Source organism: Actinomadura violacea (assembly GCF_017573465.1).
Classification (GTDB): domain Bacteria; phylum Actinomycetota; class Actinomycetes; order Streptosporangiales; family Streptosporangiaceae; genus Spirillospora; species Spirillospora violacea.
Genome location: NZ_JAGEPF010000010.1, coordinates 238,145 through 264,535, shown reverse-complemented (window position 1 = coordinate 264,535; position 26,391 = coordinate 238,145). Strand labels below are relative to the sequence as shown.

The 26,391-nt window shown below is 74.0% G+C and carries 21 protein-coding genes; 8 read left to right on the top strand and 13 right to left on the bottom strand.

Annotation, left to right across the window (positions count from 1 at the left end):
- The first annotated feature begins 1 nt into the window (after position 1).
- Entirely contained in the window at positions 2–1,288 is a 1,287-nt protein-coding gene (locus tag J4709_RS17855; protein WP_208242117.1) for a cytochrome P450, read from the top strand.
- Between the two features lie 73 nt (positions 1,289–1,361).
- Here J4709_RS17855 and J4709_RS17850 read toward each other — a convergent pair whose 3' ends face one another.
- The 3 genes from J4709_RS17850 to valS form a co-directional block, all read right to left on the bottom strand.
- The gene (locus tag J4709_RS17850; RefSeq protein ID WP_208242115.1) at positions 1,362–2,258 is read right to left on the bottom strand and encodes a metal-dependent hydrolase; all 897 of its coding nucleotides are present in this window, start codon (positions 2,256–2,258) and stop codon (positions 1,362–1,364) included.
- Positions 2,259–2,262: 4 nt separating this feature from the next.
- Positions 2,263–3,246 (bottom strand): alpha/beta fold hydrolase, encoded by a 984-nt coding sequence (locus J4709_RS17845; RefSeq protein ID WP_232383634.1) that lies wholly within the window; start codon positions 3,244–3,246, stop codon positions 2,263–2,265.
- 103 nt (positions 3,247–3,349) lie between these two features.
- Positions 3,350–5,875 carry a valine--tRNA ligase gene (valS, locus tag J4709_RS17840; protein ID WP_208242113.1) on the bottom strand — a complete coding sequence of 842 codons (2,526 nt, stop codon included), beginning with the start codon at positions 5,873–5,875 and terminating at the stop codon, positions 3,350–3,352.
- Positions 5,876–6,000: 125 nt separating this feature from the next.
- Between valS and J4709_RS17835 the strand changes: the two genes are divergently transcribed.
- Positions 6,001–6,288: a DUF4235 domain-containing protein gene (locus J4709_RS17835; RefSeq protein ID WP_208242258.1), complete on the top strand. Its 288-nt coding sequence runs from the start codon at positions 6,001–6,003 to the stop codon at positions 6,286–6,288.
- A gap of 223 nt (positions 6,289–6,511) precedes the next feature.
- Here J4709_RS17835 and J4709_RS17830 read toward each other — a convergent pair whose 3' ends face one another.
- Together J4709_RS17830 and J4709_RS17825 are read right to left on the bottom strand one after the other, a co-directional pair.
- Entirely contained in the window at positions 6,512–7,318 is an 807-nt protein-coding gene (locus J4709_RS17830) for a hypothetical protein (RefSeq protein ID WP_232383633.1), read from the bottom strand.
- A gap of 46 nt (positions 7,319–7,364) precedes the next feature.
- A complete protein-coding gene (locus J4709_RS17825; RefSeq protein WP_117404125.1) occupies positions 7,365–7,661 on the bottom strand; it encodes a DUF4193 domain-containing protein in 297 nt (98 codons plus the stop codon).
- Positions 7,662–8,172: 511 nt separating this feature from the next.
- Between J4709_RS17825 and J4709_RS17820 the strand changes: the two genes are divergently transcribed.
- Both J4709_RS17820 and J4709_RS17815 read left to right on the top strand, forming a co-directional pair.
- The gene (locus J4709_RS17820; RefSeq protein ID WP_208242111.1) at positions 8,173–9,885 is read left to right on the top strand and encodes a serine/threonine-protein kinase; all 1,713 of its coding nucleotides are present in this window, start codon (positions 8,173–8,175) and stop codon (positions 9,883–9,885) included.
- A gap of 129 nt (positions 9,886–10,014) precedes the next feature.
- Positions 10,015–12,837 (top strand): ABC transporter substrate-binding protein, encoded by a 2,823-nt coding sequence (locus J4709_RS17815; RefSeq protein ID WP_208242109.1) that lies wholly within the window; start codon positions 10,015–10,017, stop codon positions 12,835–12,837.
- 33 nt (positions 12,838–12,870) lie between these two features.
- Here the strand turns inward: J4709_RS17815 and J4709_RS17810 are convergent, their stop codons facing one another.
- Positions 12,871–14,163, bottom strand: a complete 1,293-nt coding sequence (locus J4709_RS17810; protein WP_232383632.1) for a sensor histidine kinase — start codon at positions 14,161–14,163, stop codon at positions 12,871–12,873.
- On the bottom strand, positions 14,160–14,813 hold the full coding sequence (locus tag J4709_RS17805) for a response regulator transcription factor (protein WP_208242107.1): 654 nt from the start codon (positions 14,811–14,813) through the stop codon (positions 14,160–14,162). Before J4709_RS17805 ends, J4709_RS17810 begins: the two co-directional genes overlap by 4 nt.
- 208 nt (positions 14,814–15,021) lie before the next feature.
- Between J4709_RS17805 and J4709_RS17800 the strand changes: the two genes are divergently transcribed.
- Positions 15,022–15,198, top strand: coding sequence for a hypothetical protein (locus J4709_RS17800; protein ID WP_173095336.1), 177 nt, complete (start codon positions 15,022–15,024; stop codon positions 15,196–15,198).
- Positions 15,199–15,261: 63 nt separating this feature from the next.
- Here J4709_RS17800 and J4709_RS17795 read toward each other — a convergent pair whose 3' ends face one another.
- Genes J4709_RS17795 through J4709_RS54755 form a run of 3 tightly spaced genes read right to left on the bottom strand, consistent with a single transcriptional unit; the run spans position 15,262 to position 18,303 of the window.
- Positions 15,262–16,071, bottom strand: a complete 810-nt coding sequence (locus tag J4709_RS17795; RefSeq protein ID WP_208242105.1) for an inositol monophosphatase family protein — start codon at positions 16,069–16,071, stop codon at positions 15,262–15,264.
- On the bottom strand, positions 16,068–16,976 hold the full coding sequence (locus J4709_RS17790; protein WP_208242103.1) for a ferrochelatase: 909 nt from the start codon (positions 16,974–16,976) through the stop codon (positions 16,068–16,070). Before J4709_RS17790 ends, J4709_RS17795 begins: the two co-directional genes overlap by 4 nt.
- A gap of 34 nt (positions 16,977–17,010) precedes the next feature.
- Positions 17,011–18,303: a lytic transglycosylase domain-containing protein gene (locus J4709_RS54755; protein WP_307801323.1), complete on the bottom strand. Its 1,293-nt coding sequence runs from the start codon at positions 18,301–18,303 to the stop codon at positions 17,011–17,013.
- Between the two features lie 133 nt (positions 18,304–18,436).
- On the opposite strand from J4709_RS54755, the gene J4709_RS17780 reads away from it, so the two are divergent.
- Entirely contained in the window at positions 18,437–19,648 is a 1,212-nt protein-coding gene (locus tag J4709_RS17780) for an MFS transporter (protein WP_208242101.1), read from the top strand.
- A 9-nt stretch (positions 19,649–19,657) separates the two neighbouring features.
- Positions 19,658–20,968 carry a D-arabinono-1,4-lactone oxidase gene (locus J4709_RS17775; RefSeq protein WP_208242099.1) on the top strand — a complete coding sequence of 437 codons (1,311 nt, stop codon included), beginning with the start codon at positions 19,658–19,660 and terminating at the stop codon, positions 20,966–20,968.
- 150 nt (positions 20,969–21,118) lie between these two features.
- Here the strand turns inward: J4709_RS17775 and J4709_RS17770 are convergent, their stop codons facing one another.
- Entirely contained in the window at positions 21,119–22,102 is a 984-nt protein-coding gene (locus tag J4709_RS17770; RefSeq protein ID WP_208242097.1) for a hypothetical protein, read from the bottom strand.
- Between the two features lie 421 nt (positions 22,103–22,523).
- On the opposite strand from J4709_RS17770, the gene sepH reads away from it, so the two are divergent.
- Positions 22,524–24,260 carry a septation protein SepH gene (sepH, locus tag J4709_RS17765; protein WP_208242095.1) on the top strand — a complete coding sequence of 579 codons (1,737 nt, stop codon included), beginning with the start codon at positions 22,524–22,526 and terminating at the stop codon, positions 24,258–24,260.
- Between the two features lie 18 nt (positions 24,261–24,278).
- Here sepH and J4709_RS17760 read toward each other — a convergent pair whose 3' ends face one another.
- Together J4709_RS17760 and J4709_RS17755 are read right to left on the bottom strand one after the other, a co-directional pair.
- Positions 24,279–25,802 (bottom strand): PH domain-containing protein, encoded by a 1,524-nt coding sequence (locus tag J4709_RS17760; protein ID WP_208242093.1) that lies wholly within the window; start codon positions 25,800–25,802, stop codon positions 24,279–24,281.
- Positions 25,799–26,359 carry a PH domain-containing protein gene (locus J4709_RS17755; protein ID WP_208242083.1) on the bottom strand — a complete coding sequence of 187 codons (561 nt, stop codon included), beginning with the start codon at positions 26,357–26,359 and terminating at the stop codon, positions 25,799–25,801. Before J4709_RS17755 ends, J4709_RS17760 begins: the two co-directional genes overlap by 4 nt.
- Positions 26,360–26,391 lie beyond the last annotated feature (32 nt).

Genomic DNA, 26,391 nt, shown 5'->3' with positions numbered 1-26,391 from the left:
TGTGACGACCGCGACTCGGGACGAGATCGACGGCAACCTGTCCTCGCTGGAGTTCTGGGCGCTGCCCCCGGCCCGGCGGACGGCGGCCTTCGCCCGGCTCCGGGAGCTCGACCATCCGGAGTTCTTCCCGGAGCTGAAGCTCCCGTTCGTCAAGGCGGGCGCGGGCTACTACGCGCTGACCCGGCACGCCGACGTGGTCGAGGCCAGCCGGACGCCGCAGGTCTTCAGCAGCGAGCCGTGCTCCAACAGCATCGCCGACCTGCCGCGCTTCCTGGCCCGCTACTTCGGCTCGATGATCAACATGGACGACCCGCGGCACGCCAAGATCCGCCGGATCGTGTCGCGGGCGTTCACCCCCCGCATCCTGGAGAAGACGGAGGCCGACCTCCAGCGCAGCGCGACCCGGATCGTCGACGACCTGCTCGCCAAGGGCTCGGCCGACTTCGTCACCGACGTCGCGGCCCGGCTCCCCCTCCAGGTCATCTGCGACATGATGGGGATCCCCGAGCACGTCCGCCCGATGGTGTACGACCGGACGAACCTCATCCTGGGCCTCGGCGACCCCGAGTACATGGGCGGCAAGAACTACGCCCGCGACGGCATCACCCGGATGGGCGCGCTGTACGGGCTGCTGAAGGTGCTCGCCGCGGGGTACGAGCTGAACCACCTGGCGATGAAGCTGGCCCGGCAGCGCCGCCGGAACCCCGGCGACGACCTGGTGTCGGCGCTGATCGCGGCGAACGTGGACGGCGAGTCGCTGACCGACCAGGAGATCGGCTCGTTCTTCATCCTGCTCGTCGTCGCGGGCAACGAGACGACCCGCAACGCGATGTCGCACGGGCTGAAGCTGCTCACCGACAACCCCGAGCAGCGCGCCCTGCTGCTGGAGGACTTCGACGCGCACATCCCGGGCGCGGTCGAGGAGATCGTCCGGATGGCGACGCCGGTCATCCAGTTCCGCCGGACGCTGACCCGCGACCACGAGATGAACGGCCACGAGTACAAGGCGGGCGACAAGGTCCTGCTCTTCTACAACTCCGCCAACCGGGACGAGGCCGTCTTCGAGAACCCCGACGCGTTCGACATCACCCGCTCGCCGAACCCGCACGTCGGGTTCGGCGGCCCCGGCCCGCACTTCTGCCTCGGCGCGAACCTCGCCCGCCGCGAGATCACCGTCATGTACCGGGAGCTGTTCACCCGCGTCCCGCAGATCCGGGCGACCGCGGAGCCGGACCGGCTGTTCTCCAGCTTCATCAACGGGATCAAGCACCTGCCCTGCGCGGTCTGACCTCCGGGACGCGGAAGGTGCGGCGGGCCCGGCCGGCGCGGCGCGGATGTACGCCGTCCGGACCCGCCGCGGCTCACGTCCCCGGCCGGGCCGGGTAGCCCGCGGCCCGCGCCGCCGGGGAGACCGCCAGGTAGTCGAGCGCGCGCCGCGTCGAGCATTCGGCGGACGGATGGTAGTCGCGCCGCAGGTAGGCGCGCGCGGCGGCGACCATGAACCGGTTGCTCGGGAACAGCCCGCGCCGCACCGCGCGCCGGTAGTCGCGGATCCGCGGCCGGACGCCCTTCAGCGCCGGGTCGGCGCGGCACAGGTACACCGCTCCCGCGTACACCATCAGCGGCATCGCAAGCACGCCGATGAAGAACGCGATGAACCGCAGCCAGTACCGCCCGGCGACGTGCTGGTACACGTCGAACGCGACGGACCGGTGCTCGACCTCCTCGGCGCCGTGCCAGCGCAGCAGGTCCATCATCGTGGGGTCGGCGCCGGCGTCGTCCAGCGCGCGGGCGTCCAGGATCCACTGGCCGAGCGCGGCCGTGTAGTGCTCGATCGCGGCGATGATCCCGATCCGGAACACCAGCCAGCGGCGGCGCGGGACGAACGGCACCGGGCAGCGGTCGCCGAGGATCCGCTTGAACATCCACTCGATCCGGGCGGTGAGCGGGCGCGGGTCGAGACCCTGCGCGAGCATCTGCCGGTCGAGGACGCCCTGGTGGGAGTAGGCGTGCACCGCCTCCTGCCCCATGAAGCCCTTGACCTCGCGGTAGAGGCGCTCGTCGTCCTCCACCAGCGGCAGCGTCTGCTTGTAGACGTGCACGAACCAGCGTTCGCCGGCGGGCAGCAGCAGGTGCAGGACGTTGATGAAGTGGGTGGCGACCGGCTCGTCCGGGATCCAGTGCAGCGGCGTGTCGGCCCAGTCGAACCTCACCCGGCGCGGGGTGATGGCGGGGTGCCGCTCGTCGATCTCGCTCATGCCGTCACTCCCCCGCCGCCACGACCTCGCCCTGCACGGGCAGCTGCGCGTCCCGCAGCCCCGCCGTCTCCGGACCGCCCTCGATGTGCCGGACGAACTCGGCGATCCACGCGGCGGTCGTCGCCGGGTCCTTGCGGACGGCGCCCCAGTGGCCGGCCGGGATCTCCCGCCGCCAGAGCCGGTCGACGTAGCGGGCGAGGTCCGCGGACTGGTGCGGCGAGACGAACGCGTCCCGCGTCGGCGCGATGACCTGCACCGGGACGTGCGTCGTCGCCATGGCTCCGGGGCGCAGGAAGCGGACGGCGTTGGCGCGGTACAGCTTCATCCCGTACAGCGCGTCCTTGCGGAACGTGTCGGCGTGCCAGCCCTCGATGCCCTCCATCCGCTCGATCACGACGGGGAACAGGCGCGCGCCGCCGAGCCGCCAGGCGAGCTGCGGGACGCCGGGGATCGCGCCGAACATCAGGTACCAGGACCGCGCGAACTGCCCGGCGAGCTGCAGGACGTGCCGGGGCGTCGGGCGGCGCAGCCGGTCGCGCACCCACTGCCCGAAGTGCTCGATGCACGGCCCGGAGATCGAGGTGAACGAGGCGACGCGCCCTTCGGCGGCGCCGCCGGTGACCGCGCCCCAGCCCTGCACCGACCCCCAGTCGTGGCCGACCAGGTGGACGGGGCGCCCGGGCGACACGGCGTCGACCACCGCGGCCAGGTCGGCGGCCAGGTTCTCCATCGCGTAGGCGCGGGTGCGGCGCGGCCGGGACGAGCCGCCGGCGCCGCGCACGTCGTAGGCGACGACGTGGAAGTCCTCGGCGAGCAGGTCCGCGACCGGCTCCCAGACCGCCTGGCTGTCGGGGTAGCCGTGCACGAGCACGACCACGGGGGCCGTCCGCGGGCCCCGTTCGCGGACGGCGAGCCGTACCCCGTCCGCCTTCACGCGCCTGCTCTTCACGCTCTTCACGGCGGCCCCGCCGCGCGGCAACACGTCCATCGCCACCACCTAATTAGACTTGGAATCTAATATGGTGACCGCGCCGGACGGAAGTCAAGAGCGGGACCGCCGGGCCCGGTACCGCACCGGGCCCGGCCGCGGCTCAGCCGGCGGGCGCCAGCGTCACGTCCACCGTCAGGTCCGCGGGCGCGCTCTCCAGCGTCAGCTCCGCGATCCGGCCCGCGGCGGCCAGGTCCGGCCGGGCGACCCGGCCCGCCTCCGCGCCGCGCACCACCGCCCGCGACACGTCCGCGCGCATCGACGCCTTCGCCTCCGACTTGGCCTTGCGGACCTGCCGCAGCGCCTCACCCGTCGCCGCGAGCACCGCCGGGTCGCCGCCCGCGGGCAGCTCGGCCGGCAGCGGCCACGGCGCGGCGTGCACCGAGCCCTTCCGCCACCACGACCAGACCTCCTCGGTCACGAACGGCAGCACCGGCGCGAACAGCCGCAGCAGCACCGACAGCGCCGACTGCAGCGCCGCGCGCGCCGACTGCGCCTGCGGGCCGTCCCCGTACGCGCGGGTCTTGACCAGCTCCAGGTAGTCGTCGCAGAACTCCCAGAAGAACCGCTCCGTGCGCTCCAGCGCCCGCGTGTAGTCGTAGCCCTCGAACGCCTCCGTCGCGTCCGCCACGACAGCGGCCAGCGCGGCCAGCATCGCCCGGTCCAGCGGCTCGGTCACCGCCGCGTCCCGCTCCGCCTCGCCCAGCCCCAGCACGAACTTCGACGCGTTGAGGATCTTGATGGCGAGCCGCCGGCCCACCTTGATCTGCCCGGTGTCGAACGCGGTGTCGGTGCCCGGCCGGCCGCTCGCCGCCCAGTACCGCACGGCGTCCGACCCGTACTCGCGCAGCAGGTCGATCGGGGTGACCGCGTTCCCCTTGGACTTCGACATCTTCTTGCGGTCCGGGTCGAGGATCCAGCCCGACAGCGCCGTGTCCGTCCACGGCAGTGACCCGTGCTCCAGATGCGACCGGACGGCCGTCGAGAACAGCCACGTCCGGATGATGTCGTGCCCCTGCGGCCGCAGGTCGTAGGGGAACACCCGGGAGAACAGGTCGGCGTCGCGCTCCCAGCCGCCCGCGATCTGCGGCGTCAGCGACGACGTCGCCCAGGTGTCCATCACGTCCGGGTCGCCGGCGAACCCGCCCGGCACGCCCCGCTGATCCTCGGTGAAGCCCGGCGGGACGTCCGAGGACGGGTCGACCGGCAGCGCGTCCTCCGCCGGCACGATCGGCTCGCCGTGGACCGGCTCGCCCGACGCGTCCAGCCGGTACCAGACCGGGATCGGCACGCCGAAGAACCGCTGCCGGGAGATCAGCCAGTCGCCGTTCAGCCCCTCCACCCAGTTCTCGTACCGGGCCTTCATGTACGGCGGATGCCAGTTCAGCTCGGCGCCGCGCGCCAGCAGCTCCGCGCGGGTCGCGGCGTCGCGCCCGCCGTTGCGGATGTACCACTGCCGCGTCGTGACGATCTCGAGCGGCTTGTTGCCCTTCTCGTAGAACTTCACCGGACGGCTGATCTTGCGCGGCTCGCCGTCCAGGTCGCCGGACTCGCGCAGCATCTCCACCACGCGCTCCTTGGCGGAGAACACCGTCTTGCCCGCCAGCTCCGCGTACGGCCCCGCCGGGACGCCCGACGGCGGCTCGGCCGACAGCCGGCCGTCCCAGCCGATCACTGCGCGGGTCGGCAGGTTCAGCTCCCGCCACCAGGTGACGTCCGTGACGTCGCCGAACGTGCAGATCATCGCGATGCCCGACCCCTTGTCGGGCTCGGCGAGCCGGTGCCCGAGCACCGGGACCTCGACGCCGAACAGCGGCGTGCGGACCATCGTCCCGAACAGCTCCTGGTACCGCTCGTCGTCGGGGTGCGCGACCAGCGCCACGCACGCCGGCAGCAGCTCGGGGCGCGTCGTCTCGATGTAGACGGGCCGCTCGTCCCCGTGGAACCGGATCCGGTGGAACGCGCCCGGCTGCTCGCGGTCCTCCAGCTCGGCCTGCGCGACGGCCGTCCGGAACGTCACGTCCCACAGCGTCGGCGCCTCCGACACGTACGCCTCGCCGCGCGCCAGGTTCCGCAGGAACGCGCGCTGCGACGCCGTCCGGGACGCCTCGCCGATGGTGGAGTACAGGTGGTTCCAGTCGACCGACAGGCCGACGCGGCGCCACATCTCCTCGAACGCCTTCTCGTCGACCTCGGTGAGCCGCTCGCACAGCTCGATGAAGTTGCGCCGCGACACCGGGACCTGGCGCTTCGGGTCGGGCTTGGCCGGCGGCTCGAACTCGGGGTCGTAGGGCAGCGACGGCTCGCACCGCACGCCGAAGTGGTTCTGCACCCGGCGCTCGGTGGGCAGGCCGTTATCGTCCCAGCCCATCGGGTAGAAGACCGCGCGACCGCGCATGCGGTGGAACCGGGCGACGGTGTCGGTGTGGGTGTAGGAGAAGACGTGGCCGACGTGCAGGGAGCCGCTCACGGTGGGCGGCGGGGTGTCGATCGAGTAGACCTCGGCGCGCGGCCGGGTGCGGTCGAAGCGGTGGACGCCGGAGTCCTCCCAGGCGCGTACCCACTTGTCCTCCAGGCCGTCCAGGGAGGGCTTGGAAGGGACGTTCGGCGTACGCGGCTGCTCTGTCATGGGCCAATGGTATTGACCTTCGCCCCGCCCGCATGCCACTTGCCCGCGCCGACGCCGCGGCCTTACCCGCCCGGAGCGGGGCGTTCCGGTAGCGTCGGAGGCGACAGGACGACTGGAGGACGATGATGGCGGACAAAGGCGACATCGGCTATCGGGTGATGGCCGGCGCCGCGGCCTTCGCGGGCGGCTTCGTCGCGAAGAAGGCGATCACGCTCGTCTGGAAGAAGACGACCGGCAAGGAGCCGCCGACCAACCCCGAGTCGCCGGACGTGGCACTGTCGGAGGCGATCGGCTGGGCCGTGGTGATGGGCGTCGGCATGGAGATCGCGCGGCTGCTCGCCACCCGCGCCGCCGCCCACCAGTGGGCCAAGGGGACCGGCGAGCTGCCCTCCCACCTCAAAGTGGACGCCTGACCAGGGCGTCCGCGCCCGAGGCGTGAACGCGTCGTGGCCGGCCCCGGACGAACCGGGGCCGGCCACGACGCGTTCTCGCTGAGGGGCCTTTCTCGCTGAGGGGCTTTTGTCGCGGACGGGCGGGGCGCCGCCCGACGTGCCCGCGCCGCCGTGGGCGCGCGTCGGTCCGGCTCCGCGAGGGGGACGCGGATCGACCGCCGCCGGCGGCACGGCCTGCGAGGGGCTAGCGGGGCTTGCCGCGCGGCAGCGGCGGCGGGAGGCCCGCCGACGCGCGCAGATCCTGGCGGATCTTCCCGGCCAGCGCCTTCGTGGCGGCCCGGTTCAGCGCGGCGCCCGCGGCCGCGCCGGTCAGCAGCGGCCCCATCGTCGTCAGGTGGCGGCCGAACGTGCGCATCATCCGCTTGCGCAGCGTCGCCTTGGCCGCCGAGCCGAGCGCGCTGGTGAACGTCCCGCCCTCCAGCGGGTTGACGCCGCGCTGGCGCGCCCAGGAGGTGACGAACGCCGCACCGCGCGCGCTCCCGCTGCCCTGCACGCTGATCCCGTACACCTCGTGCAGCTCCGCGATCAGCTTCACCTCGATCGCCGCGACCACGAGGGTCTCGGCGGCGATCTGGGCGGGGGCGGTCAGCAGCAGCGGCGGAGCGGCGAACTCCACCGCGGCGAGCGCGCCGCCCGCCGCGCCGACGGCGGTGGTGGCGTTGCCCGCCACCCTGACCAGGTTGTCGGCGAGGTCCTCGCCGACGAGGCCGTGGTGGTGGCGGCTCAGCGTCTCCAGATCACGGATCGGGATGTGCGGGGCCGCCTCCACCAGCAGGTCGGCCAGCAGGCGGCCGCGCGCGACCCCGGCGGCGCCGGCCCGCCGGGCGCCCTGCCCGAGCAGCCGGGCCAGCCGGCCGAGCAGCCGCCCGCGGGTCTCGCGGTCCATCTCCTCGTCGCCAGCGAGCCTGCCGATCAGCTCGCCGAGCTCGGTGGAGCCGTCGCCGCGCGCCGGCTCCACGTCGTCGTGCCGTCGTTCGAGTTCTCCCGTCATGCCGCTCCCGGTGGTGCCTCTCCGAAGGGCCTGTCCCCCGGACGTGTCAGGCGGCGCACTCGCGGCAGACCGGCTGGCCGTTCTTCTCGGTGGCCAGCTGGCTGCGGTGGTGCACCAGGAAGCAGCGCGTGCAGGTGAACTCGTCGGCCTGCCGGGGGACCACCCGGAAGGTCAGTTCCTCGTTGGACAGGTCCGCGCCGGGCAGCTCGGCGACCTCACCGGCGTCCAGGTCCTCGTCGATGATGCTGGCGGCCTTGTCGGCGCGCCGGGCCTGGAGCTCCTGGAGGCTGTCCTCGCTCAGGTCGTCGTCTGTCTTGCGTGGGCTGTCGTAGTCGGTCGCCATCTTCTATCTCCATCCCCCTCAGTGCTTTATGCGCCCCGTCGCGCGGAACTAACGCTCGGGGGACCGTTCTTGTGCCCGATCCGGGCGGGAAATTCTGTCACGGTTGGTGAGCTGTGACACACGAGGCGCGACCGTTCCCACGAGTGACGCCTATCACCCGTTTCCCATCCTCGCGTTGTGTCGTCCCTCACACGCCCGGCCGACGCTCCGGCATGCTCCCGAAGGGCCGGTGGCGCCTGCCGGGGGTTCCCGCGGCGGCGGGGATCATACCCGCCCCGGGAGCGTTGCGCGCGCCGACCGGCCCGCGGCGCGCGGGACGGCTCGAACCGGCTGGTGGACCGCTGAACCAGACGCTTCGGTGAAACGTCTGAACTAACGCGATATCGTGCCCGCCTGAGGTCGGGGGCCGGGTTCGCCGGCGCCGGCGCGGCCGGGGCGGGGGCCGCGACCCCCCGACGGGGTCCGGACACACCATGTCGCGGGACATCACTGCGGGTCACTGGAGGATCAGATGCCGGATGCCGCTCCGCTGGAGCCGGGCGATCCCAGCGCGCTGGGTCAGTTCGAGGTCGTCGGCCGGCTCGGCGCCGGAGGGCAGGGCGCGGTCTTCCTCGGCCGGGGGCCGGACGGCGGGTACGTGGCGATCAAGCTGCTGCACGCGCAGATGGCCAACGACCCCGCCGCGCGCGCCCGCTTCACCCGCGAGGTGTCGGCGGCGCAGCGCGTCGAGCCGTTCTGCACGGCGCGGGTGCTCGAGGCCGACGTGCAGGGCGACCAGCCCTACGTCGTCAGCGAGTTCATCGACGGCCCGTCGCTGCACGACGTCGTCGCGCACAACGGCCCGCTCGGCGCGGCCGAGCTGGAGCGGCTGGCGATCGGCACCGTGACGGCGCTCGCGGCCATCCACGAGGCCGGGATCGTGCACCGCGACTTCAAGCCCAACAACGTCATGCTGGCCTCCGACGGCCCGCGCGTCGTGGACTTCGGCATCGCCCGGACGGTCAACTCGCAGGAGAGCGCCGTCACCGCGACCGGCATGGTGGTCGGCACGCCCGGCTACCTGGCGCCCGAGCAGCTGACCGGCGCGCCGCTGACGCCCGCGGTGGACATCTTCGCCTGGGGCGCGACCATGGTGTTCGCGGCCACCGGGCAGTCGCCGTTCGAGGCCGACACGCTGCCGGTCATCATCAACCGCATCCTCAACGAGGACCCGGACCTGTCGGCGCTGCCGCCCGGCCCGGTGCGCGACCTGGTCGCCCGCTGCCTGTCCAAGGACGCGGGGCTGCGGCCGCCCGCGCCGCAGCTGCTGCTGAACCTGCTCGGCGCCGTCGGCGCCGCGCCGTCCAACCCGGCCGCCGGCCAGGAGGACCTGCTCAACCAGGGCACCCGGATCGCCGCGCAGCTGCCGGCGCCGCCGCGGGTTCCGCCCGCGCCGCGCCCGCAGCCGCCGCAGCAGTCGATCACCCCGCCGCCGATGCCGCTGCACCAGGGCGGCATGCAGGGCGCCGGGATGCAGGGCGGCGGCGCGCACGGCGGCATGGGCGGGCCGGCGACGCCGCCCCCGCAGCCGATCACGCCGCCGCCGATGCCGATGTACCAGGGCGGCATGCAGCCCCCGCAGCCGAACATGCCGATCGGGCAGCGGCCCCCCATGCAGCAGCCGATGCAGCAGCCGCCGTCGTACGGGCCGCCGCCCGCCAAGGGCAACTCGCCGGCCCTGCCCATCGCGATCGGCTGCGGCGTGCTCGCGCTGATCGCGGTCATCGGGGTCGTGGTGTTCGTCATCATCGCCTCCGGCAGCGACGACAACCCCGACCCGCTGCCGACGCGGTCGATCTACACGCCGTCGCCCGACGACACGTCGACGGGCAGCACCCGGGGCGGGCTGGTCGGCGTGTGGAACGGCAGCGGCTACCAGCCGTCGGCCCCGTCCGGCCACCAGTCGTTCAAGACGGAGTTCGCGCTGGTCTACACGCACGGCACCGCGAAGTACGACTACGGCAACGTCCAGCCGACCTGCTACACCAACCTCACGCTCCTGACCGGCGACGAGACCAGCAGCTACGTCGAGTACCAGGAGACGCCGATGGCGGGCCAGCAGACCAAGGACTGCGCCGCCGGGTACGTCCGGTTCGTCAACCCCGGCGGCAGCAGCATGCGGTGGGAGTGGCGGCAGACCCGCTCCGCGCCGTCCCCGTCGGCGTACGGGACGGTGAGCGACTGACCCCCGTATCCGCCCGACCCGTATCCGCCCGGCCCGTGCCCGCCTGACCCCGGTGTCCGACCGGCCCCGGCGCTCGGACGGCCGGGCCCGGCCGCCCGACGCCACCCGCCCCCTCCGCGAAGGATCCAGATGGCCGACATCCGCCCGCTGCGCCCGGGCGACCCGGAACGGCTGGGCGGCTACCGGCTGACGGGACTGCTCGGGGAGGGCGGCCAGGGCGCGGTCTACCTGGCCGAGGACGAGCCGGGCCACCGGGTCGCGGTGAAGCTGCTGCACGCGCGGTTCAGCGCCGACCCGAAGGCCCGGTCGCGGTTCGCGGCCGAGGTGGCGGTGGCGCAGCGGGTGGAGCCGTTCTGCACGGCCCGCATCCTGGACTCCGACGTCGAGGGCGACCGGCCCTACATCGTCAGCGAGTACATCGACGGCCCGTCGCTGTCGGCGGCGCTGGCGGAGGGCGGCCCGCAGCGCGGCGCCGACCTGGACCGGCTGGCGATCGGCACGATGACCGCGCTCGCGGCCATCCACCAGGCGGGGATCGTGCACCGCGACTTCAAGCCGGCGAACGTGCTGCTCGCCGCGGACGGCCCGCGGGTGATCGACTTCGGCATCGCCCGCGCGCTGGACGCGACGGGCACGCTGTCCAGCACCGCCGTCGGGACGCCCGCCTACATGGCGCCCGAGCAGATCTCGGGGGCGCCGGTCGGCCCGGCGGCCGACGTGTTCGCCTGGGGCGCGACGATGGCGGTCGCCGCGACGGGGCGTCCCGCGTTCGGGCAGGGCTCGATCCCGGCGGTCATGCACCGCATCCTGAACATGGCGCCGGACCTCGGCATGACGCCCGAGCCGCTGCGCGGCGTCGTGGCGGACTGCCTGAGCAAGGACCCGGCGCTGCGCCCCGCGTCGCAGCAGGTCCTGGCGACGCTGCTGACGCTGGCGGGCAGCCCGCCCAAGCCCGGCGGCGGGGCCGGCGAGGGCGCCGGCGAGATGCTCAGCAAGGGCGCCGAGACGGCCGCCGCGGAGTCGGCGCGGCTGCACGCGGCGCGCTCCCCGCTGGGCGTCCGGCAGCCGCTGACGCCGCAGTCGCTCGGCTCCCATCCGCAGCTCGCGCAGTCTCCCCCGGCGCCGTTCCACCAGCCGCCCGCGCCGCCGGCGCAGGTGCCGCCGCAGCCGCAGGGCGTCCCGGTGCCGGGGGCGCAGGTGCCGGGCGGACCGTGGGCTGGGCCGGCCGCCTACGGCGGGCCGTCGACGTGGCCGTCCGGGCGGCAGGCCCCGCCCGCGCCCGGGATCGACATGACCAAGCCGCCCGGCACCCGGCCGCGCAGGCGGATCGGCGTGCTGGCGGGCGCGGGCGGCGCCGCGGCGGCCGCGCTGGCGATCGTCGCGACGGTGGTCGTCGTCAACCTGGACGGGGGCGGCGGGCCCCACCCGAAGCCCCCGGTGGGAAAGGTCGGCGGGAACCTGACGGTGTCGCTGGCGGACGTCGGCACCGACCAGGGCGCGATCGACCCGTCGCACGCCTTCGGCGGCACCGAGCGGTTCCTCGGCAAGCAGCTGTTCGCCGGGCTCACCGAGACGGGGCCGGACGGCACGACGGTGAACCGGCTCGCCACCGCCGTCACCCCCGACCCGGCGTGCTCGAACTGGAAGATCGCCATCCGGAGCGGGACGACGTTCAGCGACGGCGAGCCGGTGGACGCGGCGGCGTTCGCCCGCGGCTGGGCGCGCAGCGCCGCGACCGCGACCGGCGCCGGGCCCGTCCTGATGACCGACATCGAGGGGTACTCCGACGTCGAGTCGGGCAAGGCGAGCGAGTTCTCCGGCGTGCAGGCGACCGGGGACTCGCTGGCCGTGCGGCTGACCTCGCCGAACTGCGACTTCCCCGCCCGCCTCGCCGACCCGGTCTTCGCACCGGTGCCCCGCGCGGCGGGACCGTCCGCCAACCAGGCCTACAACATGAACCCCGTCGGCAACGGGCCGTTCAAGCTCCAGTCGTACACCAAGGGCAAGAGCGTCATGCTCGTCCGCAACGACCGGTACGCGTTCGGCAGGACCAAGCTCGACGGCGTCGAGGTCGACCTCTCGCCGGACACCACCCGGGGGCGCGCCGCGTTCACCGCGGGCCAGACCGGCTGGGCGACGCTGCGCGGCTCCGACCTCACCACCGCGCGCGGCATGAGCGGGCTCGTCACGAAGACGCTGCCGTTCACGCGGATGCTCGTCCCGATCACGGCGCGGGGGCCGATGAAGTCCAAGGAGGCGCGGCTCGCGGTCTCCTACGCGCTGAACCGCACCCAGCTCGCGCAGGTGTGGGGGCCGGCCCACAAGCCCGCGCACGGCATCGTCCCGTCCTCGATCCCTGGTTTCGGCGGTCCCGGGACGTGCGCGTCCTGCGACGCGCCCGACCCGGCCCGGGCGAAGACCTTCGCCGCGCAGGGCGGCCTGAAGCCGGGGTCGACCGTCCAGCTGTACGTCCAGCAGGTCGGCAGCAACCAGGCCGCCGCCCAGGCCGTCGTCGCGCAGCTGAAGTCGAACCTCGGGATCAACGTGAAGGTGGTGCCGATCCCCGACATCACCAAGTTCCGCAGCACCGTCGTCGCGGACGACTCGTCCGGGCTGGCCCTGTTCGCCTGGGGCGCCGACTACCCGGCGCCCTACACGATGCTGTGGCCGCTGCTCGGCGGCACGATCGTCGGGACCCCGAAGAACGACTACTACAACCTGTCCGGGTGGAAGAACTCCACCTTCGACAACCTGATCTCCACCGCGGTCCGCACGTCCCAGCCGGCCGCCCGCACCGACCTGTACAAGCGGGCCGAGAAGACGGCGCTGGACGACATGGCGCTGATCCCGCTCGTCTACGACGGCGGCGGCGCGCTCGTCAGCAGCAGGTACGTCGGCCTCAAGCCGGACTACGACGGGGACCCGACGGTCGCGACGGCCGCGCTGCGGTAGCCGCGGCGCGGCGCGTCCCGCCGGCCCGCCCGATCAGCCGGGCTGGAGCCGGACGGTGACGATCAGCCCGCCGCCCGGGCGCGGCACCGCGTAGACGGCGCCGCGGTGCGCCAGCACCACCGAGCGGACGATCGACAGGCCGAGGCCCGCGCCCTTGGCGGACTCGACCCGGTCGGCGTTCAGCCGCCGGAACGGCTCGAACAGCCGCTCGACCTCGTAGGCGGGCACCACGGCGCCGGTGTTCTCGACCTGGATCGTGGCGTAGCCGTCGAGCATGCCGGTGCGGACCCACAGCTCGCCGCCGTCGGCGTCGTTGTGCTTGATCGCGTTCTCGACGAGGTTGGACACCAGGTGCTCCAGCAGCACCGGGTCGCCGAGCGCCGTCCCCGACGTCAGCTCCCGGTGCACGGCCACGTCGTTGTCGTGCTCGCGGCGCGCGGAGTGCTCCAGCACCGTCGCGGCGACCTCGGCGAGGTCGACGGGGTTGCGGGTGGTCAGCTCGCGCTCGCTGCGGGCGAGCAGCAGCAGGCCCTCGATGAGCCGCTCGTGCCGGGCGTTGGTGGCCAGCAGCGTCCTGCCGACGGTGCACAGGTCGTCGGAGGCCTCCGGGTCGCCGAGCGCGACCTCCAGCAGCGTCCGGTTGATCGCCAGCGGGGTGCGCAGCTCGTGCGAGGCGTTCGCGACGAACCGGCGCTGGGAGTCGAACGCCTGGCCGAGCCGCTCCAGCATCGCGTCGAAGGTGTCGGCCAGCTCCTTGATCTCGTCGTCGGGGCCCTCCAGCGCGATCCGCTCGTGCAGGGTGCTCTCCGACAGCCGGCGGGCCGTGGTGGTGACCCGCTGCAGCGGGCTGAGCGCCCGGTCGGCGACGAACCAGCCGAGCACGAGGGTGATCACCCCGACCCCGGCGAGCGCCATCAGCGACCGGCCGACCAGCTGCTTCATCGTCTGCTCGACGAACTGGTGCTGCAGCTCGGCGGCCTCGGCGTCGGTGATGCCGAGGCCGATGACCTTGACGTTGCCGAGGATGTTGGCCATCAGCACCGACATCACGAACAGCAGCAGCGCCCCGGCCATGAAGAACAGCAGCCCGTACAGCAGGGTCAGCCGCAGCCGGACGCTCATCCGGCCGGGCAGCTTCTTCAGCTCGCCGAACGAGGCGCCGCCCTCGCGCCACCCGGTCCGGCCGCCCAGCTCGGGCCCCGGGACCTGCTGCGGGCCGGGCCGCCGCCACCGGCCGGCGCGCGCGGACCGCTCGTCCGGCGCCTGCTGGGCCTGCTGCTCGCCCTGCTCGTTCTGCTCGTTCTGCGGTGCGGATTCGGAAGTCAAAGGCGGTATCCCACTCCGGGCACGGTCTCGATGACCGGAGGGTCGCCGAGCTTCTTGCGCAGCGTCATCATCGTGACGCGCACGACGTTGGTGAACGGGTCGATGTGCTCGTCCCAGGCCTTCTCCAGCAGCTGCTCGGAGCTGACGACGGCGCCGTCCGCGCTGAGCAGCACCTCCAGCACCGCGAACTCCTTGCGGGTCAGCTCGACGACGCGGCCGTCGCGGGTCACCTCGCGGCGGGCCGGGTCGAGCGCGACCCCGGAGCGCTCCAGGACGGGCGGCAGCGGCGCCGCGGCGCGCCGGCCGAGCGCCCGCACCCGGGCGATCAGCTCGGCGAAGGCGAACGGCTTGGCCAGGTAGTCGTCGGCGCCGATGGACAGCCCCTCGACCCGGTCGTCGAGCTCCCCGGCGGCGGTCAGCATGATGATCCGCGCGGGGTAGCGCTGCGAGACGAGCTGCTTGCACACCTCGTCGCCGTGCACCCGCGGCAGGTCGCGGTCCAGGACGATCACGTCGTACTCGTTCACCCCGGCGCGCTCGAGCGCGCCGCCGCCGTCGTAGGCCACGTCCACGGCCAGCGCCTCGCGGCGCAGCCCGGTCGCGATCGCGTCGGCGAGCACCCGCTCGTCCTCGACGACTAGAACACGCACTCCGCATCCTCCTCCGGTGGGGGCGCGGTCCGCCCCGTGGTCCAGATATGCCACGGAAGTCGTAAGACGCCCGTAAACACCTGTTCAAGGTGCCGTCGGCCGCGCCGCGTTAACTGGCGCCGCAAGGATCCGCGAAAATTGCACCGGCGAACAGGTTTACCTTCAGCCTACGGCTGGGTAGGCATGGGCACGATCCGGGAGGAGGCCCATGGGCGAGTTGTCACGCACGATCAAGCAGCGGCTCGACGACGCGTACGCGTCGCTGCGCAGCGCCCACGCGGAAGGCGACACCTACCTGGCGGACATCCGCCAGGAGGAGATCAACGAACTGCGCCGGATCGCAGCGAACAACGACATCGGCGTCGAACCACCCCGCTGCGACTGAGACGCCCACCGCAGGGAGCCCGGGACCGCCGTCCCGGGCTCTTCTCGTTCCCGGACCGCCCCGCTAGTCCGTGAGGGGGTCCAGGGGCGCCAGAAGGGCGTGCAGGGCCTCGAACGTGCCCGGCCCCGCCGCCATGGTCAGCTCCGGGCTCGCCGGGGCGCCGTGCAGGCCCTCGACGCGCCCGCCCGCCTCCTGCACGATCAGCGCGCCGGCGGCGATGTCCCACGCCTGGACGCCGCGCTCGTAGTAGGCGTCGAGGCGGCCGGCCGCCAGCGAGCACAGGTCCACGCAGCAGGACCCGCCGCGCCGGATGTCCCGGACCGCCGGGAGCACCCCGGTGAGCACCCGCGCCTGCGCGGCGCGCCGTCCGGCGTCGTACCCGAACCCGGTCGCCACCAGGGCCTGCCCGAGCGGCACCTGCCCCGTCACGCGCAGCTCGCGGGTGCCGGACGCGGTGTGCAGCAGCGCCCCGCCGCCGCGTACCGCCGTGTACGACTCGCCGCGCCGCGGCATCTCCACCGCGCCCGCGACCGCCACGCCGTCGACCTCGGCGGCGATGCTGACCGCCCAGTCCGGCAGGTCGTAGAGGTAGTTGACGGTCCCGTCGATCGGGTCGACCACCCAGCGGACGCCGCTGCCGCCGCCCTGCTCCCCGCCCTCCTCGCCGAGGAAGGCGTCGTCCGGGCGGGCGGCCCGGATCCGCTCGATGATCAGCGCCTCGGCGGCGCGGTCCATCTGGGTGACGACGTCGGTCGGGGACGACTTGGTCTGCACCACGTCGGGGCCGTCCGCGGGGCGCTTGTCGACCAGCATCCGGCCCGCCTCCCGGGCGGTCTCGGCGGCCAGCTCCAGCAGCTCCTCCGGCAGCGTCACTTCGTCTCCTCCATCAGCAGGCGCGGCAGGGCGGCGAAACGCGGGTCGCTGCCGGGCGTGGCGGCCCGGACGTACGCGATCCCCAGCTCGGCGGCGCGTCCGGCCGCCTCCACGTCGAGGTCGTACTTGACCTCCATGTGGTCGGAGACGAACCCGATGGGCACGGCCGCCACCGCGCGGACGCCCTCGCCGGCGAGCTTCTCCAGGTGGTCGGTGATCTGCGGCTCCAGCCACGGCTGGGACGGCGGGCCGCTGCGGCTCTGGTAGACCAGATCCCACGGGGCGCCGGGCGCGGCGCGGTCCGCGACGGTCCGGGCGGCCTCCTCCAGCTCGGCGACGTACAGCTCGCGGTTCGGCTGCGACAGCGGGACGCTGTGCGCGGTGAACAGCAGCCGCGCCCCGTCCGGGAGCCGGCCGAGCGCGTCCCTGGCGGCGTCCGTGAACGGGTCGAGGAAGCCGGGGCGGTCGCAGTACACGGGCAGCTTGACGATCTCGGGCGCGCCGGGGACCTCCTCGCGTGCGCGCGCGATGTCCTGCAGGTACTGGTCGTTGGTGGAGTAGCCGCTGTAGGCGGACGTGACGAACGCCGCCGCGCGCCGGATCCCGTCGTCGCGCATCCGCCGGACGGTGTCGGCGAGGTACGGGGTCCAGTTCCGGTTGCCCCAGTACACGGGCAGGTCCACGTCATGGGCGGCGAAGTCGGCCTCGATGGCGGCCTTCAGCTCCCGGCACAGCCGGTTGATCGGGCTGACCCCGCCGAACAGGTGGTAGTGCTCCCCCACCCTCTCCAGCCGCTCGCGCGGGATGTTGCGGCCGCGGGTGACGTTCTCCAGGAACGGGATCACGTCCTCGGGCCCCTCCGGCCCCCCGAAGGACAGCAGAAGCAACGCGTCGTGGGACGTCATGCCCCCATCCAACCAGTCCCTTCCCGATGCCCGGTCAGCTGTAGCGGGCTGCGTAGGCCCTCGCCAGGTTCAGGACCTTCTGGACGTACCAGTCGGCGTGGTTGTAGTGCCAGATCGCCCGGTACAGCTGCTGGCCGCCGCGGCCCGCGCCGTTCGCGCACAGGTACTTCGCCGCGCCCGGGATGGCGTCGTAGGGGTTCATGATGTCGGCCTTGCCGTCCCCGTCGCCGTCCACCCCGTAGATCTTCCAGGTGGCCGGCATGAACTGCATCGGGCCGAGCGCGCCCGCGCTGGAGCGGCCGGCGTTGCGGCCGTGGTCGCTCTCGACCTGGCCGATCGCGGCGAGCACCGTCCAGGACAGGCCGGGGCAGGTGGTGGCGGCCTGCTTGTACAGGTCCAGGTAGCTGTTCGCCTTCCCGCCGGTGCCCGACGACTGGTACTTGGCGTCGTGCAGGTTCACCACGTTCGCGCCGCCGCCGAGGATCTTGCGGACCGCCTTGACGACCTTCGCCGGGCTCACCCCCGGTGCGTTGACCAGCACCGCGACGTTCGGGACGAGCCCCATCCGCGTCCCGGACTTCTTGCTGACCAGCATGTTGATCCCGGGCAGGCCGAGGTCCCCGGAGCCGCCCATGGTCAGCTTCGGGATCGTCCGGCCGACGACCGGGTACTCGTAGCCCTGGGCCAGCTGGAGCTCCTTGGCGGCGTCCGGCGACACGACGAAACGGTCGGCGGCGAGCGCCGCCCACAGGTCGGTCTTCTTCGCGGTGCCGGGCGGCGTCCAGGAGCGGAACGAGGACGGGTCGACCGCGAACGCGTTCACCTGCCGGCCCTGAAGCTGGACGGCCCCGCCCGCGACCGCCACCACGTCGCGGACCTTCTTCAGCTTCGCGATCCTGGCGATCTTCGCGGCGGAGATGCTGCCGCCCTCGGCGGCGAGCACGTCGGGCGGGACGACCCGGCGCAGCGGCGCGACCTGCCCCTCGTCGACCACCTTCACCGGGTCGCCCTGGCCCGCGCTGGGCGGGGTGTCGCCGTGCGGCGCGCCGGACGAGGCGGCGGGCTTGGAGCCGTCGGTGGTCAGCGCCGCGTACACCCCGGCGGACATGCTGGCGACGGCGAGCGCGGCGATGGTCGCGATGAGCAGCGGCAGGACGCGCCGCGGGCCCCCGCTTGCCGTGCCCGCCCGGGCGTTCGGCGACGTCCGGCCCTTGCGCTGCTTCTTCTGCGGCCTCTGCCGGGGCGTCCGCGGCGCGGCCGCCCCGGCGGGGGCCGCGGCGTCCGGCGCCCCGTCCTCGGCCGCGCGCGGTGCTGATGGAGGAGCCACAACATTTCCCAACGAGTGTCGCTACGGGTGAGTTACACGTCTTGGCACTTCTTTCCCCCAGGTAACGTGATCATGGGGCTGAAGTCGAACGATGGGGCCGGGGCGCCCCTCCCGGTGGGGAGGGGAGTCGCGGATGCCCGGTCCGTACCGGGAGCTGCTGTCGGTTCCCGGCGCCCGGCCGTTCGTCGCCGCCGGGTTCGTCGGCCGCATGTCGATGTCCATGGTGGGGATCGGCATCGTCCTTCTCGTGTCCGCGGTTACCGGATCGTACGGTATCGCCGGCTCTGTGACCGCGACGCTGTCCCTCTCCTACGCGGTGGGCGCCCCGCTCAGCGCCCGGTACGCCGACCGGTACGGGCAGCGCCGCGTGCTGGTGCCGCTCGTGCTCGCCAACGTCGCGAGCTTCACCGTGGTGATCGTCTTCGCGCTGGCCGGGATGCCGGCGTGGACGCTGTTCCCCGCCGCGGCGGCCGCCGGGCTGACGCAGGTGTCGCTCGGCGCGTGGGTGCGGGCGCGCTGGTCGCACCTGCTGCGCGACTCCCCCACCCGGCTGCACACCGCGTTCTCGTTCGAGTCCGTCGTGGACGAGGGCATCTTCGTCACCGGGCCGCTGGTCGTCACGGCGCTGGCCACCGGGGTGCACCCGGCGGCGGGCATCGGCGCGGCGGCGGCCTGCACGCTGGTGGGCTGCCTGGCGTTCGCCGCGCAGCGCGGCACCGAGCCGCCGCCGCGCCCGCGGCTGCCCGGGGTGCGCGGCGGGGTGTTCCGCAACCCCGGCGTCGTCGTGATCACGCCGGTGTTCCTCGCGCTCGGCATGGTGTTCGGCGCGATCGACGTCAGCGGCGTCGCGTTCGCCCAGGAGCAGGGGCACAAGGCGCTGGCCGGCGTGCTGCTCGGCTGCTACGCGCTCGGCAGCGGCGCCGCGGCGCTCTGGTACGGCGCGCGGCACTGGCGGCGCCCGCTCGCCCGCCGCTTCCTCGCCGGCCTCGGCCTGCTGACGGCCGGGCTCGTCCCGCCCGTCCTGGTCGGGAAACTGTGGCTGATGATGGCCGTGGTCTTCTTCTCCGGCCTGGCGATCTCGCCGACGATCATCCCCGGCTACGGGCTGGTGGAGCGGCTCGTCCCGCAGCACCAGCTGACCGAGGGCCTGGCGCTGGTCTCGACGTCGGTCGGGGTCGGGGTGGCGGCCGGGTCGTCGCTGGCGGGGCGGGTCGTGGACGCCTACGGCGCGCACGCCGCGTTCCTGGTCCCGCTGGGGTCGGCGGTGGCGGCCGCGCTGGTCGGGCTGGCCGGTTCCCGCACCCTCAGTAAACGTGAACTTTCCTCACGATCGATTGCCGAGTAGAGTCGGCGCATGTCACCCGTGACCCACCAGAAGTGGCAGAACTGGGCGGGAAACCAGCAGGCCACCCCGCACTCCGTCGCGACCCCCGGCAGCACCGCCGAGGTGGCCGCGGCCGTCCGGTCCGCCGCCTCCGACGGCCTCACCGTCCGCATGACCGGCACCGGCCACTCCTTCACCGGCGCCGCCGTCGCCGAGGGCTTGCTGCTGCGCCCGGACGCGCTCACCGCCGTCCGCTCCGTCGACACCGCGACCGGCCTGGTCACCGTCGAGGCCGGGCTGCCGCTGCACGTGTTCAACCGCGTCCTCGCCGAGCACGCCCTGGCCCTGGCCAACATGGGCGACATCCAGGAGCAGACCGTCGCGGGCGCCCTGCAGACCGCCACCCACGGCACCGGGCGCGACGCCGCGGGCCTGGCCTCCCAGGTCGCCGCCCTCGAACTCGTCCTCGCCGACGGCTCCACCGTCACCTGCTCGCCCGACGAGCGCCCCGAGCTGTTCGACGCCGCCCGCGCCGGCCTCGGCGCCCTCGGCGTCGTCACCGCCATCACCTGGAAGACCGTGCCGTCCTTCCTCCTGCGCGCGCAGGAGGAGCCGATGAAGTGGGACGAGGTCCTCGCCCGCGTCGACGAGTTCGACGACGCCAACGAGCACTTCGAGTTCTACTGGTTCCCGCACACCGAGGGCTGCCTCACCAAGCGCAACAACCGCGCCGAGGGTCCGGCGCAGCCGCTGTCGAAGTTCAAGCACTGGCTGGACGACGAGTTCCTGTCCAACTCCGTCTTCGGCGCCGTCAACCGGCTGACCCACGCGGCCCCGGCCACCACGCCGTTCGTCAACGGCATCTCCGCCAAGGCGCTCGGCGCCCGCACCTACACCGACGCCTCCTACAAGGTGTTCACCAGCCCCCGGACCGTCCGGTTCAAGGAGCAGGAGTACGCGATCCCGCGCGAGGAGCTCGTCCCCGCGCTGCGCGAGCTGCGCTCCCTGTTCTCCCGCAAGGACTGGCGGATCAGCTTCCCGATCGAGGTGCGGCTGCTCCCCGAGGAGGACGCCTGGCTGTCGATGGCCCACGGCCGCCGCAGCGCGTTCATCGCCGTCCACGTCTACTACAAGGACCGCCACCAGGAGTACTTCCGCGGCATCGAGGACCTCCTCACGGCCCTCGACGGCCGCCCGCACTGGGGCAAGCTCCACACCCGCGACGCCACCTACCTGGAGAAGGTCTACCCGCGGTTCGGCGACTTCCAGCGGCTGCGCGACGAGCTCGACCCCGACCGCCGCTTCGCCAACCCCTACACCCGCCAGGTCTTCGGCGACTGAGTTCTCTGCACTGCCCTGGGCGGTCAGGCGCTAGAGCGCCTTCCCTTCAACGGGCACTGCGTGCGATCGCTGCATCGCTCCGACTCGCCCGGGGGCTCGCTGCGCGATCGCGACGGCCAAGTCGTTGACGGCTCGGCTACGGGGCCGCGGTCACCGGCCCTGGGTGATCTGGGGCTCGGCGCCGTTCTGGTTGTCGTTCTGCTGGCCGTCGCCGCCGGTCCCGCCCTCCGGCGACTTCGTCGGGTCCGGGGTGTTCGGCGCGCTCGGCGTGGTCGCGGCCGACGACGTCGGCGCGGTCGGCTCGGTGGGACGCGTCGTGGTGGGCGGCGCCGAGCTGGGCGTCCCGGTCGACGGGACGCCGCCGGACGGGCCGTCGGTCGGCGCATCGCCGGACGTCGTCGCGTGCGTGGACGGGACGGGCGACTTCGGGGACTCGTCCGTCCCGCCGCCGCCACCGCCGCCGCCGGTCAGCGCCTTCGACAGGGTCGTCCCGCCGCCGGAGCCGTTGCCGATCGGCGAGCCGGTCGCGGCCTCGTACACGGTGATCCCGCCGATCACGATGGCGAAGATCGCGGCGGACGACACGACGAGCTTCACCCAGTGCTGCTTGACCCAGTCGGCGGTGGCGTCGAGCGCCGACCGGCGGACGACCTCGCGGACGGCGTCCGGGCCCGCCGCCGTCGCGAGCGCGTCCGCGACCGTCTCCGCCGGCGTGCGGTCCAGGCGCGTGGCGTTCGGGTCCCCGCCACCGGGGACATTGCCGGAGACGCCGCCGGGGAGGTTCAGGTCGAGGCGGGTCGCGTTCGGGTCGAGGTTGGTCGCGTTCGGGTCGTCCGGCGGCCACACCACGGTCCGCGTCGGGTCGGCGCTCTTCGCCTCCGCCGCCGCGTGCTCGACCGTGTCCCGCCGGTTCACCGCCGCCTGCAGGTGCGTCAGGTCCTTGATCTGGCTCCGGCCCTGGTCGAGGTAGTGCTTGACCACCGCGGAGCCCGCCGTCGACATCACGCTCATCAGCCCCGCGCCGATGATCGTCCCGTAGACCCCCAGGTAGGACGCGCCCACGGCGGCGACCAGCGTCGCCACCCCACTGGCGATCAGCTGCGTCGTACTGACGTCCGGCAGCTTGCGCCGCATCGGCCCCTTCACCCCTGTCCGTTCGCCCGAATCCCCAGAAAACGAAACTATTCGGAAGATCCGGGTGTTCCTGCCACAGACGTGACGCTCCTAACCTCGCGGCGCCGGCGAGTGCCGCCGCGCTCAGGCACAGTGTGGAAAAGGATGCACAAGAATCCGGCAGGGCGGCCACGGCGGCGCCGCAACACCGGCAAGCTAGGTCAGGTGCCCTCTTCGGCCTCGTGAAGGGGGCTTCGAGAGCGGCGATGTTCGGACATGCCGGGTACGGTGCTGGCAGCAGGTGTGTCCGAAAGAGAGACTCGGGAACCCGGGGGAAGGGCACGCATGCGCCCTCGGCGGGCAACGGGCGACCGGCCGGTGAGACCGCGGCCGGACCGGCCGGCGCCCTCCGTGCCGTCAGGACAGGGCAGGAAGGACACGCATGCAGGAGCTGCGCCTCGTCGCGGTCAGCGAGGACGGTACGTACCTCGTCCTGGCCACCGCGGGCCGAGGCACCCGGTTCACCCTGCCCGTCGACGACCGGCTCCGCGCCGCGGTCCGTGGGCACTTCTCCCGCCTCGGCCAGTTCGAGATCGAAGTGGAGAGTCCCTTGCGTCCCAAGGAGATCCAGGCCCGCATCCGGTCCGGCGAGACGGCGGAGGAGATCGCCGAGTCGGCGGGCATCCCCGTCGAACGCGTCCGCTGGTTCGAGGGCCCGGTCCTGCAGGAACGCGAGTACATGGCGCAGCAGGCGCAGCGCGTCGCGGTGCGCCGGCCCGGCGACACCACCACGCTCGGGCCGCCGCTCGGCGAGACCGTCGAGGAGCGGCTCGGCCGCGGCGGCGTCGACCTCGAGGAGGTCGAGTGGGACTCGTGGAAGTGCGAGGACTCCACCTGGCGCGTCCGGCTGTCGTTCTTCGACAACGGCCGCCCGCACGCCGCCGAGTGGTCCTTCGACCCGCGCCGCCGGCACGTCTCCCCGCTCGACGAGATCGCCGCCCGGCTCACCGCCGTCGAGTGGGACGACGACGCGCTGTCGGACACCGTCACCCCGCTCGTCCCGCGCCGTCCCGCGATGAAGGTCGTGCAGAACGACCGCGAGCCGTCCGCGCGCGGCCTGCCCCCGGAGCCGGAGCAGCCCGCGGCGCCCGGCCCGCTGCGTCCCGCCGAGCCGCCGCAGTACATCGTCGAGCGCGGCCGCATGGTCGACCCGCGGCCCGCCTTCCGCGACGCGGCCGCCGAGGGCGCGCCGCTGCGCGAGGCGTCCCGTCCGCTCTCCTCGGACGGCCCCCGCGAGGCCCCGCGCCTGCGCGAGGCCCCCGAGCCCGCCCGTCCCGCCGCCGAGGAGCCGCGCGTCCCTCAGGCGCGCACAGAGCGGCCTCAGGCCGCCGCTGAGGAGCGGGAGAGCACCGCCGAGGAGGCACTGGCCCGCGCGGGCGTTGAGTCCGCCGACGAGAGCCCGACGCACCGCGACGAGGACGACACCGCCTCTGAGGCCCGCGAAGAGACGGCGACCGCCGAGGAGACCCCGGCGGCCCAGAACGAGGACGCGCAGGACGAGCGGCAGGACGCGGAGAGCCCCGCGCCCGAGGCCGAGGCGCGTCCGGACGAGCACGAGGCGCCGGCCGAGGACGTGCAGGCGGCCTCCGAGGAGCCCGACGCGGACGAGGCCGCGCAGGAGCCGGTCGCTGAGGAAGCCACCGAGGCGGCGCAGGAGCACGACGAGGTCGTCGCGGAGGAGGCCGCGGCCTCCCCGCAGGAGAGTGACGAGCCCGAAGAGGCGACCGCCGAGGCCGAGACCGACGGGGGCGAGACCGCGCAGGACGAGGCGGAGGAGGCTCCGCAGAGCGCCGAGACGGCGCCGGAGCGTCCGGTGCAGGCGCCCGAGGAGAAGGCCGCTCGGCCGAAGCCCGCCCCGCCGAAGCCCGCACCGCAGCAGCAGCCCGCCCAGCAGCATCCGGCGCGGCACGAGCCGTCCCGGCCGCCGGCGAAGAAGAAGCCGGCCCGGCCGTCGATGCCCGCCGCGCAGGACAAGCCGGTCACCGGGTCCCCGGCGGCCGCCGCGGCCGCGGAGTCCCCGGCGCAGCGTCCGGCGCGGCCCCGCCGCAAGGCCAAGGGCAAGCGCGCCTCGGTGCCGTCCTGGGACGAGATCATGTTCGGCGCCCGCCGACCCGAGTGACGACGCCGGGGGCCGCGATCAGGCCCCGGGCCCGGCGTCCTTCGCCGCGGGCGGTTCCGGTGCGGGCCGCTCGATGAACGGCGCGAGCCAGTCGGGAGTGATGGCGGCGGCGAACGCGACGGCGTCCGACTCGGACATGTCCGTCGCGGAGTAGCCGCCGTCGCCGGCGCCCGTCGCGACGAACAGCGTCGCGAGGCCGAGGCGGCGCTGGAACAGCGTCCGGCGGATGCGCCAGCCGATCACGGCGCCGTGGTCGACGACGACCTGGCGGCGCCGCAGCGAACCCGAGCGGACGGTGAGGCGGGCCCCGTCGGACGCATGCCCCAGCTGCCGGTAGCGGTCCAGGCCCAGCGGGACGGCGAGGACGGCGACGGCGGCGCACACGTAGGCGACCCACGGCTGACCGGCCAGCACGGCGATGGCGGCGACGCCCGCGACGGGCGCGACCGCGCGGGCGACCCGCCGGCCGCGGGCCGCCCGCGGGTGCGCGATCAGCGGGCCAGGGACCGGGCCGAGGACGCGCGCGGCGAGGTCCCCGGCGGCGGCGCGGGGCGCGGCGGGCAGCAGCCGGCCGCGGTGCGCCGCGTCCCCCAGGCCGGTGATCAGGGCGCCGAGGCGGACGACCCCGGCGCGCCGCTCCAGCGGGTTGTCCGACAGCTCGACGCCCCGCAGCCGGCGGCGTTCGAGGGACACCGCCCGCCGGGTGAGCACGCCCCGCTCCACCAGGATCGAGCCGTCCCGCTCGTGCACGGTGAAGTCCCAGTTGAACAAACTGAACACGATCACCGACATGACGGGCATGGCGAGCAGCACCACGACGAGCAGCGCGACGGCGACGGCGGGCGCCACCCCCGCGACGTCGTGCCCGACGCTCTCCACGCGCCGCTGGGTGATGAGCCCGAGGTCGTCCCCGAGGTTGTAGAGGGTGCCGAGCACGCTGCCCGCCACCGCGAACGGCGTGAGCAGGTAGGCGCCGCTGAGCGGGGCGTACAGGTACCAGCGCGGCGCCGCCCGGGCGAGGAGGCGCCGGGGCGGGCGCCGGTCGGCGGTCGGCCGCGCGAGCAGGACGCGCCGCAGCCGGTCCGCCTCCTGCCGGGACACGGCGTTGAGGGTGCCCTCGCCGCCCTCTGCCCCGGCGTCGATGTGCACGACGGCGAGCCCCAGGAGCCGCTGCGGCAGGGACGCGCTGACGTCGACGCTCCGGATCCGGTCCCGCGGGATGCTCTTGACGGACCGTCCGATGAGCACGCGCCGCAGCTCGATCCGGTCACCGTGCAGGACGTAGGTGAAGATGACCCAGCCGGTGACGTGGAACACCAGCCCGAACGCGAGCCCGGCGAGAGTGAAGTAGAACGCGGTGGACATCCCGCCGACGAGCAGGCCGGTGGCGCCCGCCGCGAGCAGCGCCGCCAGCTCGCGGACCGCGCCGACCACGAACGTCAGCGGATGCAGCCGGCGGCGGCGCGGCGCCGCCGCGACCGCCGCGGCGTCGGACGGGCGTCCCGCCGCGGCGGGCCCGCCGGCCTCGGGGCGGACGCTCACGTCGCGTCGTCGCGCAGGTCGTGCGCGCGGTGCGCGAGTTGCTCGGCCAGGCGGGTCGCCACGTCCGCGGGAAGGCCGGCCACCTCCGACGAGCCGGTGTGCGAGGCGGTGTTGACCTTGATGGTGGCCAGGCCGAGCAGCCGCTCGATCCAGCCCTGCTCGGTGTCGACGGTCTGGATCCGGCCGACCGGCACCAGCAGCCACTCGCGGCTGAACCAGCCGGTGCGGGTGTAGACGACGTCGGCGCTGACCTCCCAGCGGTGCACCCGGTACCGCCACACGGGCGCCGCGGTGACCATGAGGACCCCGGCCGTCCCGACGATGTAGGGCAGCCAGCCGACACGCCCGGACAGCCAGCCCGGCATCCCGCTCCAGCCGGCGTGGCCGAGCCACGCGGCGACGCCGAGCGCGAGCCCGAACGCCAGCCCCCACAGCAGCAGGTACTCGATGGCCCAGTGCGCGATGGCACGCGGCGACACCCGGTTCTCGGGCGGCCGCAGCCGCGGCGGGCGCGGCCCCCCGCCGTCCTTCTGGTGAGTCCGCCGCACCGACGTCACACCGCGAGTCTAGAGCGTCCGGAGAAAACGGC

Bases quoted from the DNA above. Each gene is read 5' to 3' on its own strand.
- J4709_RS17790 (WP_208242103.1), bottom strand. From the start codon at position 16,976: ATGACGTCCCACGACGCGTTGCTTCTGCTGTCCTTCGGGGGGCCGGAG.
- J4709_RS17830 (WP_232383633.1), bottom strand. From the start codon at position 7,318: ATGACGGGAGAACTCGAACGACGGCACGACGACGTGGAGCCGGCGCGC.
- valS (WP_208242113.1), bottom strand. From the start codon at position 5,875: ATGACAGAGCAGCCGCGTACGCCGAACGTCCCTTCCAAGCCCTCCCTG.
- J4709_RS17825 (WP_117404125.1), bottom strand. From the start codon at position 7,661: ATGGCGACCGACTACGACAGCCCACGCAAGACAGACGACGACCTGAGC.
- J4709_RS17820 (WP_208242111.1), top strand. From the start codon at position 8,173: ATGCCGGATGCCGCTCCGCTGGAGCCGGGCGATCCCAGCGCGCTGGGT.
- J4709_RS17775 (WP_208242099.1), top strand. From the start codon at position 19,658: ATGTCACCCGTGACCCACCAGAAGTGGCAGAACTGGGCGGGAAACCAG.
- J4709_RS17800 (WP_173095336.1), top strand. From the start codon at position 15,022: ATGGGCGAGTTGTCACGCACGATCAAGCAGCGGCTCGACGACGCGTAC.
- J4709_RS17835 (WP_208242258.1), top strand. From the start codon at position 6,001: ATGGCGGACAAAGGCGACATCGGCTATCGGGTGATGGCCGGCGCCGCG.
- J4709_RS17780 (WP_208242101.1), top strand. From the start codon at position 18,437: ATGCCCGGTCCGTACCGGGAGCTGCTGTCGGTTCCCGGCGCCCGGCCG.
- J4709_RS17845 (WP_232383634.1), bottom strand. From the start codon at position 3,246: ATGGACGTGTTGCCGCGCGGCGGGGCCGCCGTGAAGAGCGTGAAGAGC.
- sepH (WP_208242095.1), top strand. From the start codon at position 22,524: ATGCAGGAGCTGCGCCTCGTCGCGGTCAGCGAGGACGGTACGTACCTC.
- J4709_RS17770 (WP_208242097.1), bottom strand. From the start codon at position 22,102: ATGCGGCGCAAGCTGCCGGACGTCAGTACGACGCAGCTGATCGCCAGT.
- J4709_RS17850 (WP_208242115.1), bottom strand. From the start codon at position 2,258: ATGAGCGAGATCGACGAGCGGCACCCCGCCATCACCCCGCGCCGGGTG.
- J4709_RS17815 (WP_208242109.1), top strand. From the start codon at position 10,015: ATGGCCGACATCCGCCCGCTGCGCCCGGGCGACCCGGAACGGCTGGGC.